Source organism: Collimonas sp., from assembly GCF_039923675.1.
Lineage (GTDB): Bacteria > Pseudomonadota > Gammaproteobacteria > Burkholderiales > Burkholderiaceae_D > Collimonas.
The window spans coordinates 1-16,991 of the sequence record NZ_JBDTCG010000034.1 but is presented as its reverse complement, the minus strand read 5'-3'; the positions used below and the strand labels follow the sequence as shown (position 1 = coordinate 16,991).

The 16,991-nt window shown below is 58.1% G+C and carries 10 protein-coding genes and 1 pseudogene; 7 read left to right on the top strand and 4 right to left on the bottom strand.

Annotated elements, in window-relative coordinates:
• Window positions 1–1,203, top strand: a 1,203-nt coding sequence (locus ABI171_RS07115) for a YadA-like family protein (protein WP_348091890.1), incomplete at its 5' end; no start/stop codon positions are given.
• Between the two features lie 65 nt (window positions 1,204–1,268).
• Here the strand turns inward: ABI171_RS07115 and ABI171_RS07110 are convergent.
• Genes ABI171_RS07110 through ABI171_RS07100 form a run of 3 tightly spaced genes read right to left on the bottom strand, consistent with a single transcriptional unit; the run spans window position 1,269 to window position 7,046 of the window.
• Window positions 1,269–4,337 (bottom strand): efflux RND transporter permease subunit, encoded by a 3,069-nt coding sequence (locus ABI171_RS07110; protein ID WP_348091889.1) that lies wholly within the window; start codon window positions 4,335–4,337, stop codon window positions 1,269–1,271.
• Window positions 4,338–4,350: 13 nt separating this feature from the next.
• A complete protein-coding gene (locus ABI171_RS07105; RefSeq protein ID WP_348091888.1) occupies window positions 4,351–5,505 on the bottom strand; it encodes an efflux RND transporter periplasmic adaptor subunit in 1,155 nt (384 codons plus the stop codon).
• Window positions 5,506–5,525: 20 nt separating this feature from the next.
• Window positions 5,526–7,046: an efflux transporter outer membrane subunit gene (locus tag ABI171_RS07100; RefSeq protein ID WP_348091887.1), complete on the bottom strand. Its 1,521-nt coding sequence runs from the start codon at window positions 7,044–7,046 to the stop codon at window positions 5,526–5,528.
• Window positions 7,047–7,847: 801 nt separating this feature from the next.
• On the opposite strand from ABI171_RS07100, the pseudogene ABI171_RS07095 reads away from it, so the two are divergent.
• The 6 genes and pseudogenes from ABI171_RS07095 to ABI171_RS07070 all read left to right on the top strand — a co-directional run.
• A pseudogene (locus tag ABI171_RS07095) lies at window positions 7,848–8,168 on the top strand (septal ring lytic transglycosylase RlpA family protein); the annotation flags it as partial.
• A 464-nt stretch (window positions 8,169–8,632) separates the two neighbouring features.
• Window positions 8,633–8,926, top strand: coding sequence for a co-chaperone GroES (gene groES, locus ABI171_RS07090; protein ID WP_211462861.1), 294 nt, complete (start codon window positions 8,633–8,635; stop codon window positions 8,924–8,926).
• Between the two features lie 103 nt (window positions 8,927–9,029).
• The gene (gene groL, locus ABI171_RS07085; RefSeq protein WP_348091886.1) at window positions 9,030–10,682 is read left to right on the top strand and encodes a chaperonin GroEL; all 1,653 of its coding nucleotides are present in this window, start codon (window positions 9,030–9,032) and stop codon (window positions 10,680–10,682) included.
• Window positions 10,683–10,958: 276 nt separating this feature from the next.
• Complete coding sequence (locus ABI171_RS07080; protein WP_348091885.1) at window positions 10,959–12,008, top strand: methionine ABC transporter ATP-binding protein; 1,050 nt, start codon at window positions 10,959–10,961, stop codon at window positions 12,006–12,008.
• Window positions 11,998–12,651 (top strand): methionine ABC transporter permease, encoded by a 654-nt coding sequence (locus ABI171_RS07075; RefSeq protein ID WP_062118852.1) that lies wholly within the window; start codon window positions 11,998–12,000, stop codon window positions 12,649–12,651. Before ABI171_RS07080 ends, ABI171_RS07075 begins: the two co-directional genes overlap by 11 nt.
• Window positions 12,652–12,712: 61 nt before the next feature.
• Window positions 12,713–13,519, top strand: a complete 807-nt coding sequence (locus ABI171_RS07070) for a MetQ/NlpA family ABC transporter substrate-binding protein (RefSeq protein WP_348091884.1) — start codon at window positions 12,713–12,715, stop codon at window positions 13,517–13,519.
• Window positions 13,520–13,605: 86 nt separating this feature from the next.
• Here ABI171_RS07070 and ABI171_RS07065 read toward each other — a convergent pair.
• The coding region (locus ABI171_RS07065) for a YadA-like family protein (protein WP_348091883.1) at window positions 13,606–16,991 on the bottom strand (3,386 nt) is incomplete at its 5' end.

The following is a 16,991-nucleotide window of genomic DNA, read 5'->3' as shown; positions in this document are numbered from 1 at the left end:
GATGCGCTGGCAGTGAAGTACGACGATGCCACCAAAGGTGCGATCACGTTGGGCGGCGCGGCCGGCACGCAGATCAAGAATGTTGCGGATGGCGTAGACAGCAAGGATGCGGTCAACGTTGGTCAGTTGAACAATGTGTCCAGCAACCTGGCTAACGCTACCCGCTACTTCAAGGCCGACGGCAAGAACGACGGCAGCGACGACGCCGGCGTGGCGGCCGGCAGCAATTCGGTGGCCATAGGCGCCGGTTCGACAACCACCCGCAGCAACGTGGTTGAAGTCGGCGGCCGTCAGATCAGCGGTCTGGCCGCCGGCACCGAAGACACCGATGCGGTCAACGTCAGACAATTGAAGGATGCCGGCCTGGTGGACGGCAGCGGCAATGCGTTGGATGCCGTGGTGTATGACGCCGGCTCCAGCAAAGGTTCGGTCACTTTTGCCGGCGTCAATGGCACGGTGCTGAACAACGTTGCCGACGGCAATATTGCTGCCGGCAGCCGGCAAGCGGTGAATGGCGGCCAGATTGCGGCGTTGCGCGACAGCTTGCAGAATCAGATCACCAACGTCGACAGCCGTGTGACCAACCTTGAATTGACGGGCGGCAGCAATGGCGCAGTGGCTCCCGATCCGCACTTCGTTTCGGCTGGCGACAAGGATATCGCGGCAGTAGTGACGCCGGGTTCGGCCAGCGTCGGCATCGGTGAAAATGCGCAGGCAACCGCCCACAACGCCGTGGCGATCGGCGCCAACTCGGTGGCCGACCAAGCCAATTCGGTATCGGTCGGATCGGCAGGCAACGAACGCGCCATCGTGAATGTGGCGGATGGCGTCAATCTGCACGATGCGGCCAACGTTGGTCAAATGAACAATGCGATCAACAACAGCGCAGCGCAAACCCTGCAAAGCGCGAATGACTACACCGATCAGCGTTTCGGCCAGATTAGCAATGCGATCAATGATGTCGACCGCCATGCGCAGCAAGGCATCGCCGCCGCCGCGGCCTTGAATAACGTGACGCCGTATATTCCGGGAAAAACTTCCCTGAACGCCGGCATCGCGGCTTATCGCGGCAGCACGGCTTTGGGTGTGACGGTGTCGCGCTGGAACCAGCGTGGCAATATGAACCTGAATGCCGGCGTTTCCAGCGCCGGTAACGGCAGCACCATTGTTCGTGCCGGTGTCGGCATAGTTTTCGGCAACTGATCGCCAAAACTCTGTTTAAAAAAAAGCGCCTTCGTGAACTGAAGGCGCTTTTTTCGTTTTACCGCTCAGGTTTCGGTGATATGTAACTTGCTAGCCACCATATGCGCCACGCTCTCGCCCGGCTTGCGGCGGAACTTGCTGCTGGTCCATACCAGCAGGTCATCGACATAGGTGAATACCACGGGAATCACCAGCAAACTCAGGAAGGTCGAGGTCACCAGGCCGCCGATCACGGCGATCGCCATCGGTCCGCGGAAGCTGGAATCGGCTCCCAGCCCGAGCGCGATCGGCAGCATGCCGGCGCCCATGGCGATGGTGGTCATGATGATCGGCTGGGCGCGTTTGTGGCAGGCATCCATCAAAGCATCGAAACGGCTCATGCCGTGATCACGCCTGGCCACGATGGCGTATTCCACCAGCAGGATCGAGTTCTTGACGGCGATCCCCATCAGCATCAGCAAACCGATCAGCGACGGCATCGAAAACGAGTTGCGGGTGATCAGCAATGCCGCAAACGCGCCACCGATAGACAACGGCAAGGCCGCCAGGATCGTCACCGGTTGCAGGAAACCCTTGAACAACAGCACCAGCACCATATAGACGCACAGCACGCCGGTCAGCATCGCCAGCGCGAAGCCGGAGAACAGTTCCTTCATGATTTCTGCATCACCCAGCTCGCCGCGCTTGACATTCGGCGGCAGGTTTTTCAGGTTAGGCAGTTCATTGATCTTCGACATCACCTCGCCGATTTCATGGCCGTTCAGCTCGACGTGGATGATGACGCGGCGATTGCGGTCGATGCGGTCAATCCGCGCCGGACCGCTGTCGAAGCGGATATCGGCGACCGAGCTCAACGGCACATTGCCATTCTTGCCTTGCACCGACAGACGCTCCAGCACGCTCAAGTCTTGCCGCGCCGCTTCCGGCAAACGCACCCGGATCGGAATCTGCCGTTCCGGCAAATTCAGCTTGGCGACCGACTGGTCGTAGTCGCCGGACGTGGCGATGCGCAAGGTTTCGCCAATCGCCGAAGCAGTGACGCCAAGATCGGCGGCTTTGGCAAAATTCGGCGTGACGATGATTTCCGGCCGCACCAGGCTGATGCTGGAAGTGATGTTGCCGAGATCGGGAATCGCGCGGATTTCGCGCTCGATGGCGCGCGTCACCGTGCTCAGCGCTTGCGGATCATCGCCTGACAACAGCAGTTGCAACTCTTCGCCATTGCCGCCGCCACCGACGGTAAACCGCAAGCCGGGCAATTGCGTGAGGAGCTTGCGCAATTCGGACTCCACAGCTGTCTGCTTCTCCTTGCGCTCCGGCGGATCCTTGAGCAGTACGGTCAAGGTCGAGCGGCGTGCCTCGTCGCCGCCGATCGCGCTATACACCTGGTCGACGTTCTTGTTGGTCATCAGCAAGCGGCGCGCCTGCTCCGAACTGGCGCGGGTTTCTTCCAGGATGCTGCCGGGCGGCAGTTCCAACGTAACCTGGGTCTGCCCACGGTCGCTAGGCGGGATGAAGCCGGTCGGCAGGAAAGGAATCATGGCCAGCGAGGCGATGAAGAACACGCCCGCCATGACCATGGTCTTGACCCGGTGATGCATACACCAGGAGACGATCGCCAGATACTTGCCCATCATGCGGCTTTCCTTCTTTTCAAGCACCAGCGGCTTCAACAGATAAGCCGCCATCATCGGCGTCAACAGCCGCGCCACCACCAGCGACGTGGTCACCGCAATCGCCGCGGTCCAGCCGAATTGCTTGAAGTATTTACCGACGATGCCGCTCATGAACGCCGTCGGCAGGAATACCGCCACTAGCGTAAACGTCGTGGCCACCACCGCCAGGCCGATTTCATCGGCGGCTTCCATCGCCGCCTGATACGGCGTCTTGCCCATGCGCAGATGGCGCACAATGTTTTCGATCTCGACGATCGCATCGTCCACCAGGATGCCGATCACCAGCGCCAACGATAACAAGGTCACACCGTTGAGGGAAAAACCAAGGAATTTCATCACCATGAAAGTCGGGATGATGGATAGCGGCAGCGCCGCCGCCGCCACCAGCGTCGCCCGCCAGTCGCGCAAGAAGAACCAGACCACCAACACTGCCAGGATTGCGCCCTCATACAGCAGCGACATCGAGCCTTCGTAGTTTTCCTTGACGGCGTCAACGTTGTTGAACGCCTCTTCGATCTTGACGTGGCTGGCTTTTTTGCCCAGTTCGGCGACTGCTTTCTTTACCGCATTGGACACCGTGATTTCGCTGGCGCCCTTGCTGCGGGTAATCTCAAAACCAACCACGGGCTTGCCGTCGAACAGCGTGATCGCAGTGCGTTCGCCGATGCCGTCGGTGACCTTGGCGACCTGGTCCAGGCGGATGATATGACCATCTGGCAAAGCCATTTGCAAGGCGGCGATTTCCGCCACGTTGCCGACCGTACCGATGGTGCGCACCGATTGCCGGGCGCCGCTGATGTCGGCTTTGCCGCCCGGCGCTTCCTGTTGCACGCGTTGCAGCTGGCGCGAAATTTGCGCCGCCGATACGTTCAAGGCCGCCATCCGTTCCGGATCCAGTTCAACCAGCACCTCACGGTTAACCCCGCCGACCCTGGCGATCTTGCCGACGCCGGCCACCGACAGCAACGCTTTGGAAACGTCGTTGTCGACAAACCAGGACAAGGCTTCTTCATCCAGCTGGTCGGATTTGACTGTATAGGTGATGATCGGCTGGCCGGACGTGCTGGCCTTGCCGTAGACCGGATCGCGGACATCGGTCGGCAAGTCGCTGCGGATGCGATTGACGGCATCGTGCACATCGTCCATCGCTTCCGAAATATCCTTCTCCAGACGGAATTCGACAGTGGTGTTCACTACTCCATCATTGATCATGGTGTAGATATGGCGGACATCGGTGACGGTCGCGACCGAGTTTTCAATCTTGCGCGCCACCTCGGTCTCCAGCTGCGAAGGCGAAGCGCCCGGCAAGCTGGTGGAGATGGAAATGAACGGAAAATCGATGTCGGGCGAATCCTGCACCAGCATGTCCTTGAAGCTCATCAGTCCCATGACGGTGAGCATGATGAACAGCAGGATGGCGGGAACCGGATGTTTGATCGAGAGAGAGGAAAAATTCATGGCGTCTCCTCGCTTACTTCATCGCCAGCGGCGTCGGGTTGGCGGCCGGCCGGGCTTCCGGCGCTACCAGCACCGTGTCGCCATCGGCCAGGAATCCAGCGCCTTTTTCCACCAGGACCATCTCTGGCCTGATGCCATCGGGCCCGCTTGCCACCTCGATCCGCTCACCGATGCGGCGTCCCAGCGACACTTTGGTCTGGATCACCTTGTTGTCCTTGCCCAATTGATAGACATAGCTATAACCGTCGCGCATCACCACCGCGGTTTGCGGCAAGGTCAACGCTGCCGCGCGGCCCAGCGCGAACAGGCCGGTGCCGAACATGCCGGCATGGGCGCTGCCCGGCGCCGGCAGATCGACATACACCAGGCCGTTGCGGGTCAGCGGATCGACAGTCGGCGCCACCATGCGCACCTTGCCGTCTACTACCACGCCGTTGGTAACTTTCAGCTTGACCGCCTGGCCGACCTTGATCTGCAACAGATCGGTGGCGTTCACTTCGGCCCGCCATTCAAGACGGTTCTGGCGGATCAGCCTGAACAGTTCCTGCCCCTGCGACGCCACCGAACCGACGGTCGCCGTGCGCGAAGAAATCACGCCGTCGTCGGGCGCCAGCACCTGCGTCTGGCGCAGCCTGATCTGCTGCATCTCTAAAGCAGCCTGGGCCGACATCACGCGCGCCTTGGCGCTGCGTTCAGCCACTTCATATTGCGTGGTTTGCTGTCCGCTCAAGGCACCGCTATTGGCCAGCGTGCGCGCCCGTTCGGCGTTGGCGTCGGCCTCGGACAAGGCTGCGCGCGCTTGTTCCACTTCAGCCTTTTGCTGCGCCACCTGCGCTTCCACGCTGTCATTGGTGAAGCGCGCCAGCACCTGGCCGCGTTTGACGATATCGCCGACATTGACCCTGACTTCCGCCAGCTGCAAACCACCCAGCTCGCTACCCACCACCGCCTCTTGCCAGGCGGCGATGCTGCCGTTGGCAGACAAGGTCAGCGGCCAGTCGGCACTTTGCGCCTTGGTAGTAGTCACGGTGAGGGAGGCTTTTGGCTTGCCGGCTTCCTTGTCCACAGGTTTTTTGCTGTTACCGCTGGTGGCCCAGACTGCACCGCCGCCAACCACAACGATCAGCGCTGCCACGATGGCTACTAGTTTGAAAGATGGCTTTTTCATGACTGTCTTCACTTATATGTTCAAGAACGATCGGAGTTTGGCGCGCTTGGCAGCGGCTTGGCTGGCGTGGCCGGATTGGACTGTACTGCCGCTTGCTGCGCGGCTTGCCCGCCATCATTGCGCCAGCCGCCGCCCAGGGCCTTGTAGAGCGCGATCCAGGCGGTCACATGGTCATGCTGTACGCTGATCACCGTCTGCTGCGCAGCCAGGAAAGTACGCCGCGCGTCTTCCAATTCAAACAAGCTGCCGCTGCCGGCCTTGAACTTGTCGTCGTTGGCACGGTAATAACTTTCATATTCGCGCGCAGCCAGCGCCGCGTCGTCTTCGCGCCGCGCCGCGGCATCCAGACGCACCAGGGCTTCTTCGATTTCACGCGCCGCGGTCCGTACTTGCTGCTGATAGCCGGCGTACGCCTCGTCATAGCGGCCGCGCGCCAGGTTGACCTGGGCCTTGCGCCGGCCGGCGTCGAATATCGGCAATTTGAGCGAAGGCCCGAACGACCAGGTATCGGAGCGGGAGCTGCCGCCGTCGAAACGGAAACCGGCTATGCCGATGCTGCCCAGCAGTGAAATACTGGGGTAGCGGTCGGCCTCGGCGACGTTGATTTCAGCACTGGCGGCGGCCAGTTCGCGCTCGGCGACGGCAATATCGGGACGCTGCGACAAGGCTTGCGCCGGCACGCTCTCGACCACAAAGCCGCGCGGCTGCGGCAAGCGCTGATTGAGCGCCAGTTTGCTGCGCAAGGCTGGTTCGGGGATGTCGGTCAGCGCTACCAGCGCCTTGATATCCAGGTCACAATCGGCGCGCTGGAGGGTCAGCTTTTGCCGCGCATCGGCGGTCGATGCATTGATCAGGGCGCCGTCGGCTGGGGCAGTGAAGCCGGCCTTGACCTTGAGCCCGGTAAGTTGCGAGGTCTGTTCGCGCGATGTCAAGTCTTGCGCCAGCATCGCCGTGGTTGCGACGCAAGCCCGGTAATTCACCAGCGTGCTGCCGACTTCGGCAGCCAGCGACACCCTGGCGCCGTACCAGTCGGCGTTGCGGGCGAAGACGCGTGCATTGGCGGCATCAGCCGCCTTGCGCTTGCCGCCAAACAGATCAAGCTCCCAACTGGCGTCGAAGGTGGCGCTACTGCTGGTAGAGACTGCTGCGACATTGCCCAAGGCTCCACTAAGGCCGGTAAGCGATTTGCTGCGCGTGCTGCTGGCGTCGGCGGCTACCGACGGATACAGCGCGCTGCCGGTGGAGACCGCCGTCGCGCGCGCCTGTGTAATGCGCGCCAGTGCCTGCGCCACGCTTGGATTGCTGGCCTCTGCCGCAGCGACCAGTTCAGCCACCAGCGGATCGTCGAACTGCGACCACCAGCGCGTCAGATCAGTCGCAGCGCCGCCTGCTCCTGCCTGGATAGGCAAAGCGCTTTGAAATTGCGGCAATACAGCTTGCGATGAAGTCGTTGGCGAGGGTGCCTGATAGGTCGGCCCAACCACACAACCGGCGATCACGGACAGCAGGGGTACGCTGCCGAGCATCTTTAGTAAACGCATCCTTTTTCCCTTACTCTGTTTTTTTGCGGGGCTCCCAAATGCGGGATTTTTAGTCGTTTTATGTACTGCTTTGTGCTGCCTGACAAGGTATTGCGTGATTTTTTGATTACTCTGTGCAGCCCTCCAATGTACAGGCTGCGTCGCCACTGTAAAGAGGAAAATTGCTACTGAGTATGGGATTGCGACGATCTGCAGATTTGTGGGGATAAACTGACTAAAACATGGGATGGACTGCTATCAGGCAGATATTCCGTGGAATACCGTGGAAAATATCAAAAATGCATCTTGTATCTGCCTGCATATGCCCAGCCAGAATTCCTCCGCAGCAATAATAGCTTGCTTCGAAGCTGTTTTGTCGATGGCGCAGCAGCGAAATACAAACAAAAACACAATATCTAATGACTGATACGTCTGATGCCGAAACGCTCACATCAGGCGGACACATGTTTATATTTGCAACAAAGATAGCGAATGCCGATAATTGAAATGTAGACTCCGCAAGATGATAATTTCACCACTGCGAAAATGACGCCTCGACATCCGCAGCACACATTCCGTCCCCTCGCATTTGCGGGAACTTGTGCTTGTCTGCTACTGCTGTCGACAGCGCAAGCGACAATGCTTGCCGATGTGGATGCCGTATCTGGCAAGACCGCGGCGCCAGCGGCGGCAAGCATGGACAACAGTCTGCTATTGTCCGCGACACCGGACGAAAGCACCGCTTCGCCCCAGCCGTCCGAATGCCCGCCGCCATCCGGCATAAATTCGGTTACCGATGGCGACAGTCCGAAAAAAATTGTCCAGCGCGGCATGGCCTCCTGGTACGGAAAAAAACTGCACGGCCGCCGTTCGGCCAGCGGCGAGCGTTTCGACATGCACGCGATGACGGCAGCGCATCCAAGCCTGCCGCTGCACAGCTGGGTATTGGTGCGCAACCTCAGCAACGGCAAGATGGCGATACTCAAGGTAAACGACCGCGGACCGTTCCACAGCAAACGCATACTGGATGTCTCATACAGCGCCGCCAAACAGCTCGGCTTCGCCGGCAAAGGTACTACGCGGGTCGAAGTCCGGCCTCTATCGCGCAGTGAAATGCCATTAGTGAAAGCACAAGTCGAACAGGGAATCCCGCCGTCACAGACTGATACAGATGCAAGATGTGATCGAACAGACTAGCCAGCCGCTTAGATGGCTGAGCAGGACAGCGATGGCGCGCAGCGCCAATTCCAGCAACCCGGCAATTGGAAATAGCGTAGCGTCAGACAATGGGCTGCGATCTGAAAGTTTACTTATTGCCATTTAAAAACAATTATGACAATAACATCGTCAAGCAAGCTTTTGCCTCCTCCCAACCGCAAAACTGCCCGCGATTTCAACTACTTTTCATCCCCGACAAGAATGCGGGCTTGAAAAATCAACAGAGCATCCCTATACTTAGCACTCGTTAGGAGAGAGTGCTAACAATCTCCCCGAACTACCCAGTCACTGTGCGGCGCATCTATATAGCAAAGCAGAACGGTGGTGTTCCACTTTGCTGCGATGTTGCTGCAAATACAAATAACCTGTTGAATCTTAAGGAGTCACATATGAATCTTCGTCCTTTGCACGATCGCGTTATCGTCAAGCGTCTCGACCAGGAAACCAAAACCGCATCCGGTATCGTGTTGCCTGAAGCGGCTGCTGAAAAGCCGGATCAAGGTGAAGTGCTGGCCGTCGGTAACGGCAAGATTCTGGACGACGGCAAGGTCCGTCCGCTGGCAGTCAAGGTCGGCGATCGCGTTCTGTTCGGCAAATACTCCGGTCAAGCCGTCAAGATCGACGGTCAAGAACTGCTGGTAATGCGCGAAGAAGACTTGTTTGCCGTAGTTGAAGGCAAGTAATTCCGATCCGATCGGAATTGCCGGACCGATCAGCGCCCCGCGCTTTTAATCGGATCCGGGCACTACACAAACGAATTCACCCCTATATTCAGGAGAATCAAACATGGCAGCAAAGCAAGTAATTTTCGGCGATGAGGCACGTGCCAAGATCGTCAACGGCGTCAACATCCTGGCTAACGCAGTCAAGGTAACTCTGGGTCCTAAGGGCCGTAACGTGGTTCTGGAACGCAGCTTCGGCGCGCCTACCGTGACCAAGGACGGTGTTTCGGTCGCCAAAGAAATCGAACTGAAAGACAAGCTGGAAAACATGGGCGCGCAGCTGGTGAAAGAAGTCGCTTCCAAGACTTCCGACAACGCTGGTGACGGTACCACTACCGCAACCGTGCTGGCACAAGCTATCGTTCGCGAAGGCTTCAAGTACGTTGCAGCCGGTTTCAACCCGACAGACCTGAAGCGCGGTATCGACAAAGCCGTTTCCGCCATTGTTGCTGAAATCAAGACACTGTCGAAGCCAACTACCACCAGCAAGGAAATCGCTCAAGTCGGTTCGATTTCGGCCAACTCCGATTCCGATATCGGCGACATCATTGCCAAGGCAATGGATAAAGTCGGCAAAGAAGGCGTGATCACTGTTGAAGATGGCAAGTCGTTGGAAAACGAACTGGACATCGTCGAAGGCATGCAATTCGACCGCGGCTACCTGTCGCCATACTTCATCAACAACCAAGAGAAGCAAGTTGTTGCCCTGGAAAATCCGTACGTCCTGCTGTTCGACAAAAAAGTATCGAACATCCGTGACCTGCTGCCGATCCTGGAACAAGTCGCCAAGTCGGGCCGTCCACTGCTGATCATCGCAGAAGATGTCGAAGGCGAAGCACTGGCTACCCTGGTGGTCAACAACATCCGCGGCATCCTGAAAACTGCAGCTGTCAAGGCTCCTGGTTTCGGCGACCGTCGTAAAGCCATGCTGGAAGACATCGCTATCCTGACCGGTGGTCAAGTGATCGCTGAAGAAGTCGGCCTGACACTGGAAAAAGCCACTTTGGCTGAACTGGGCCAAGCCAAGCGTATCGAAATCAGCAAGGAAAACACCACGATCATCGACGGTGCTGGCGAAGCCATCACTATCGAAGCGCGCGTCAAGCAAATCCGTGCGCAAATCGAAGAAGCCTCTTCGGATTACGACCGTGAAAAACTGCAAGAACGCGTTGCCAAGCTGGCCGGCGGCGTTGCCCTAATCAAAGTCGGTGCTGCTACCGAAGTTGAAATGAAAGAAAAGAAAGCACGCGTTGAAGATGCTCTGCACGCTACCCGTGCAGCAGTGGAAGAAGGCGTTGTGCCAGGCGGCGGCGTTGCATACCTGCGCGCACGTGCTGCGGTCAAGGACCTGAAAGGCGACAACGCCGATCAGGAAGCCGGCATCAAGATCGTGCTGCGCGCGATCGAAGAGCCATTGCGTCAAATCGTATTCAACGCCGGCGGCGAGCCATCGGTGGTGATCAATGCAGTCCTGGCTGGCAAGGGTAACTACGGTTACAACGCTGCCGACGGCACCTACGGCGACCTGGTTGAACTGGGCGTTCTGGATCCAGCCAAGGTTACCCGTATGGCATTGCAAAATGCAGCTTCGGTTTCCAGCCTGATCCTGACGACCGATTGCATGGTCGCTGAACTGCCAGAAGATAAATCTGGTGGCGGCATGCCAGGTGGCATGGGCGGTATGGGTGGCATGGGCGGTATGGACGGCATGATGTAATTTGCGCGGCCGGAATTTCCGGCCTTTGCGAAACATCGGTTGTCACGCTTTGATAAAGCCTGCGATGGGTAACCTTCGCGGGCTTTTTCTATTGGCGCCGCCAATTGAGGAGGCCCCCATTTAACGACAGCAGCATATACTTGGCAGTTATAACGCCATGCCTAAATGTTCCTTCCCATGTGTAACAAACGCTTATAAAATAAGCACCTACTAAAAAACATAATGGCGGCGAGATTGTTGATGTTTATGCAATCAGCTGCCTTTTTTCATTCTGAAATGATAGAAATCAAAGCAGTCACCCAGCGCTTCCATGGCGCGCGCGGGCTGGTCGATGCGGTGCGCGACGTTAACCTGTCGATCCGTAAAGGCGAAATCTTCGGCATCATCGGCCGCAGCGGCGCCGGCAAAAGCACGCTTGTACGTTGCCTTAATTTGCTGAACCGCCCTACTTCCGGCAACATCATCGTCGACGGCAAGGACCTGACTGCGCTCAATGCCGAGCAGTTACGTAGCGCGCGGCGCGAAATCGGCATGATTTTCCAGCATTTCAACCTGCTGTCGTCGCGTACCGTTTACGACAATATCGCGCTGCCGCTAGAGCTGGCCGGTTTGTCCAAGACCGACATTGCGAAGAAGGTCACGCCGCTGCTGGAACTGGTCGGCCTGACCGCGCTCAAGGATAGCTATCCGGCGCAGATCAGCGGCGGCCAGAAGCAGCGCGTCGGCATTGCCCGGGCGCTAGCCAATGAGCCAAAAGTTTTGCTCTCCGACGAAGCCACCTCCGCGCTCGATCCGGAAACCACCCGCTCCATCCTGGAACTGCTGCGCAAAATCAATCGCGAGCTGGGCCTGACCATCGTCTTGATCACGCATCAGATGGAAGTCATCAAGATGATCTGCGACCGCATGGCGGTGATGGAAAGCGGCGAAGTGATTGAAACCGGTGAAGTGCTGGAGCTGTTCCGCTCGCCTAAACATGAAGTGACACGGGCCCTGATCGGCGATGTCATTGCGCAAGAACTGCCGCAAGGCGTGTTGCAGCGGTTGCGTGCGCGGCTGGCGCAAAGCGATGCCGGCAGTGGCACCGATCATCTGTTCCGCTTTGCGTTTACCGGCTCCGGCGTCGACCAGCCGTTACTGTCGGAAGCGGTGCGCAAGTTCGACCTGGATTTCAATATCCTGCATGGCCAGATTGACGAGATACAAGGGCAGGCATTCGGCTCGCTGGCGATCCTGGCCAACGGCACCAGTGAAAACATTCAAGCCGCCATGGCTTATCTGACGGCCCAGGGCGTCACGGTCGAGGAGTTGAACCATGTCATCTGAAATGCTTGATCTGTTTTTATCTTCATTCGGGGAAACCCTGATGATGGTCGGCATCTCCGGCATCCTCGGCGCCTTGCTTGGCGTACCGTTGGGGATAGCCTTGCACTTGACCGGCCGCGAAGGGGTGTTGCCGCATCCGATTTTCAACCGCATCGCCGGGCTGATCGTGAATGCCGTGCGTTCGACGCCGTTCATTATCTTGCTGGTGGCAGTGATTCCGTTTACACGGTTTTTCGTTGGCACTTCGATTGGCACCGCAGCGGCGATTGTGCCTTTGACGATTGCCTCCGCCCCTTTCATCGCGCGGCTGGTGGAAACCGCTTTGCGTGAAGTTGACCGTGGCTTGATTGAAGCTGCGCAGGCGATGGGAGCGACGACCTGGCAAATCGTCTATAAGGTATTGGTGCCTGAAGCTTTCGCCGGCATCGTCGCCGGTCTGACGATTACTTTCGTCAGCCTGGTCGGCTACTCGGCGATGGCGGGCGCAATCGGCGGCGGCGGCCTGGGCGATCTGGGTATACGTTACGGTTACCAACGCTTCTTGCCGGAAGTGATGTTGCTGGTGGTAGTCATACTGATCGTCTTTGTACAACTGGTGCAAACGCTGGGCGACATCCTGGTGCGCCGCCTCAGCCATCGCTGATTTTAGAAATCCTGGCGTGTTTTTCCACACAGGATTCGTCATGTTTTTTGAAAGGAAGAAAATGAATCGTCGTCAGTTAGTGCAGTTCTTTGCGGGGCTGGGTATGGCCGCAAGCCTGGGCGCAGTTCCCCTTGCCGCTTCGGCACAGGACAAGCCGGTCAAGATCGGTGTTACCGGCGGCCCGCATGCGCAAATCATGGAAGTCGTCAAGAAAGTGGCGGCCAAGGATGGCCTGAATATCCAGATCGTTGAATTCAGCGACTATGTGCAGCCCAACGCGGCATTGGCTGCCGGCGACCTGGATGCCAACAGCTATCAGCACCTGCCCTATCTGGATGCCCAGATCAAGGACCGCGGCTACAAGCTGGTCAATGTCGGCTACACCATCACTTTCCCGATGGGCGTGTACTCGAAGAAAATCAAATCGCTCAATGATTTGAAAAACGGCGCGCGTATCGGCATCCCTAACGATCCGACCAACGGCGGCCGCGCCCTGTTGCTGCTGCAGGCGCAAGGTTTGCTGAAGTTGAAAGCGGACGCGGGACTGAAGGCGACGCCATTGGATATCGTCGACAATCCGAAGAAACTGAAGATCGTCGAGATCGACGCGGCACAACTGCCACGCTCGCTGGATGACCTGGACGCAGCGGCCATCAATGGCAACTACGCAGAATCAGCCGGTCTGGATCCTACCAAGGATGGCATCGCCATCGAAGCAGCAAAAGGCCCCTATGCCAACGTGATTGCCGTGCGCATTGCGGACAAGGACAAGCCTTGGGTGACCAAGCTGGTGAAGGCTTATCACAGCCCTGAAGTGAAACAATATGTTGTGACGCAGTTCAAGAGCTCGGTGATTCCCGCCTGGTGATCAAGACATGAAAAAAGCCCGCGCTGCTGATGCAACGCGGGCTTTTTTTCATCTGCATGGATCACATGCGTTTTGCCGGCAAAACTTTACTGCCAGCGATAGCCGAACCCGACATTGACGCCGGCATCCCTGCCGGTAGAGGTGAGACCGACGCCCCAGGTACTGTTGCCGGTTTTACTGACCGCCTTGAACTGCAAGGCCAGCGCGCCATATCCCTGAAAGGCGCCGACGCCAATGCCAACTCCCTTTTCACCGCCATACAGTGTCGGCATTACCGCGCCGGTGGCCGCCATGCTCATCGCGATACCTGAGTAGGCAATGCGTTTGACGTCGCCGATCTGGTTTTGCAGATTGGTCAATTGCGAGACATTCACACCATCGGTCAGGTTGATGCCAGGCGCGACATTGGTAATCCGGCGCTCATTGCCGGCAGAGCCGACCGATACCGTGTTCGCCTGGTTAGCCACCGAGTAAGCGCCCAGCGCTACCGAGTTGTTCGCCAATGCTTGCGCGCCGGCGCCCTCTGCCACCGAGTTATTCCCCGATGCCAGGGCGCTGTTACCAATCGCCACAGTAGGATCGCCGGTAGCCTGGGCGTTGTAACCGATGGCCACCGAACCAGCCTGCGACGCCAAGGCGCGGAAGCCGACTGCCGTCGTGTTGGTATCGGTAGCCTGGGCGTTCGAACCGATCGCAGTGGCGCCATCCTTGGTCGCTTGCGCACACAGGCCGGAACCGGTGGCATCGACGCCGTTGACGCTGGTGCAGGTGGCCGCCGTCACGCTGTTGATGATGGTGCCGCTGGTGCCGCGGGTCTGTACCGTGCCATTGCCGTTAGCGCCGCCGATCGTGGTGCCACCTAACGTGGCGCCGGTGGCAATCGCGTTCTTCTCGGCATCCACCAGCGATGTCAGGGTGGTCGACAACGAATTGGCGCCGTTGGTGATGTTGCTCAAGCCGCTTGAGAGCGAGCTTACCTGGCTCAGGCCTGTCGACAAGGATGAGATGCCGGTCGACAAGGAGGCGATGCCGGTCGATGTCGAGCTCGACAGCGATGTCACATTACTGTTGGTGCTGGACAGGCCGGTCGACAGCGAGCTGATGTTGGAGCTGCCAGTCGAGAGGCCAGTCGACAGCGAACTGATGCTGCTGGTGTTGCTCGACAAGGCGGTCGAAGTCGAAGTCGACAGCGAACTGACGTTGCTGTTGGTGCTACTCAAGCCAGTCGACAACGAGTTTATTCCGCTAGAAGTTGCGGTCGACAATGAGGTCAGCTGACTGACGTTGATCGCATCGTTGTTCTCGACACCCGCCGCCACATTGATGATCTGGCGCTGCACGGTCGGCGATCCTACCGATACGACGTTGGGGCGATCAATACCAGCCACTGATTGATTGAGTGAATTTGCGCCAATTGCCACTGAATTCGAACCGGAACTGACAGATGCATTATCCAAGCCGTTCTGCAAACCGTCGGCCTTGAAGTAGTTTTCGACGCCGGATGCTTTCAGGTTGGAGACCGAAGTCGACAACGACGTGACGTTGCTGTTGACGGTGCTCAAGCCGGTCGATGTAGACGTCGATAACGAAGTCACATTGCTGTTGACGGTGCTCAGGCCGGTCGAAGTCGAAGTCGACAGCGATGTGACACTGCTGTTGGCTGTGCTCAGACCGGTGGAAGTCGAAGTCGACAGCGAAGTCACGTTGCTGTTGGCCGTGCTCAGACCGGTCGAAGTCGAGGTCGACAGCGATGTCACGTTGCTATTGACTGTGCTCAGACCGGTGGAAGTCGAAGTAGACAGCGAGTCCACATTACTGTTGACAGTGCTTAGCCCGGTCGAGGTGGAAGTCGACAGCGACGTGACGCTACTGTTGGCTGTACTCAAACCGGTTGAAGTCGAAGTCGACAACGATGTGACATTGCTATTGGCTGTACTCAAACCGGTTGAAGTCGAAGTCGACAACGACGTGACGCTGCTATTGGCGGTGCTCAGGCCGGTCGAGGTAGAAGTCGACAGCGACGTGACGCTGCTATTGGCGGTACTCAGGCCGGTCGAGGCGGAAGTCGACAACGAGGTAACGCTGCTATTGGCGGTGCTCAAGCCGGTAGAGGTCGAGGTCGACAGCGATGTGACGCTGCTATTGGCTGAACTCAGGCCGGTTGAAGTCGAAGTCGACAGAGAGTCTACATTGCTGTTGACGGTACTCAGACCGGTGGACGTCGAGGTCGATAACGATGTCACGCTGCTGTTGGCCGTGCTCAGGCCGGTCGAGGTGGAAGTCGACAACGACGTGACGCTGCTGTTGGCTGTGCTCAGACCGGTCGAAGTCGAGGTCGACAGCGATGTGACGCTGCTATTGGCTGAACTCAGGCCGGTTGAAGTCGAAGTAGACAACGAAGTCACGTTGCTGTTGGCAGTGCTCAACCCGGTCGAAGTCGAGGTCGACAGCGAAGTGACGCTACTGTTAGCCGTGCTCAGACCGGTGGACGTCGAGGTCGATAACGATGTCACGCTGCTGTTGGCAGTGCTCAGGCCGGTCGAAGTCGAAGTCGACAGTGACGTGACACTGCTGTTGGCAGTGCTCAGACCGGTGGACGTCGAAGTCGACAGTGATGTGACACTGCTGTTGGCAGTGCTCAGACCGGTTGAAGTCGAAGTCGACAGCGAAGTCACGCTGCTGTTGGCAGTGCTCAGACCGGTGGACGTCGAAGTCGACAGCGAAGTCACGCTGCTGTTGGCAGTGCTCAGGCCGGCGGAAGTCGAGGTAGACAGCGATGTGACACTGCTGCTGGTAGTGCTCAGACCGGTAGAAGTCGAAGTCGACAGCGATGCGACACTGCTGTTGGCAGTGCTCAGACCGGTGGCGGTCGAAGTCGACAGCGACGTGACGCTGCTATTGGCGGTGCTCAGGCCGGTCGAGGTGGAAGTCGACAACGAGGTAACGCTGCTGTTGGCGGTGCTCAGGCCGGTCGAGGTAGAAGTCGACAGCGACGTGACGCTGCTGTTGGCCGTGCTCAGGCCGGTTGAAATCGAGGTAGACAACGATGTGACGCTGCTATTGGCTGAACTCAGTCCGGTTGAAGTCGAAGTAGACAACGAGGTAACGCTGCTGTTGGCTGTGCTCAGGCCGGTCGAGGTGGAAGTCGACAACGACGTGACGCTGCTGTTGGCCGTGCTCAGACCGGTAGAGGTGGAAGTCGACAACGACGTGACGCTGCTATTGGCTGTACTCAGGCCGGTTGAAGTCGAAGTCGACAACGAAGTCACGTTGCTGTTGGCCGTGCTCAACCCGGTCGACGTCGAGGTCGACAGCGATGTGACGCTACTGTTAGCTGTGCTCAAGCCAGTCGAAGCCGAGGTGGACAACGAAGTCACGTTGCTGTTGACCGTGCTCAAACCAGTTGAAGTCGAAGTCGACAGCGAAGTCACATTGCTGTTGACCGTGCTCAAACCGGTGGAAGTCGAAGTCG

Bases quoted from the DNA above. Each gene is read 5' to 3' on its own strand.
- ABI171_RS07080 (WP_348091885.1), top strand. From the start codon at position 10,959: ATGATAGAAATCAAAGCAGTCACCCAGCGCTTCCATGGCGCGCGCGGG.
- ABI171_RS07110 (WP_348091889.1), bottom strand. From the start codon at position 4,337: ATGAATTTTTCCTCTCTCTCGATCAAACATCCGGTTCCCGCCATCCTG.
- ABI171_RS07075 (WP_062118852.1), top strand. From the start codon at position 11,998: ATGTCATCTGAAATGCTTGATCTGTTTTTATCTTCATTCGGGGAAACC.
- ABI171_RS07100 (WP_348091887.1), bottom strand. From the start codon at position 7,046: ATGCGTTTACTAAAGATGCTCGGCAGCGTACCCCTGCTGTCCGTGATC.
- ABI171_RS07070 (WP_348091884.1), top strand. From the start codon at position 12,713: ATGAATCGTCGTCAGTTAGTGCAGTTCTTTGCGGGGCTGGGTATGGCC.
- ABI171_RS07105 (WP_348091888.1), bottom strand. From the start codon at position 5,505: ATGAAAAAGCCATCTTTCAAACTAGTAGCCATCGTGGCAGCGCTGATC.
- groES (WP_211462861.1), top strand. From the start codon at position 8,633: ATGAATCTTCGTCCTTTGCACGATCGCGTTATCGTCAAGCGTCTCGAC.
- groL (WP_348091886.1), top strand. From the start codon at position 9,030: ATGGCAGCAAAGCAAGTAATTTTCGGCGATGAGGCACGTGCCAAGATC.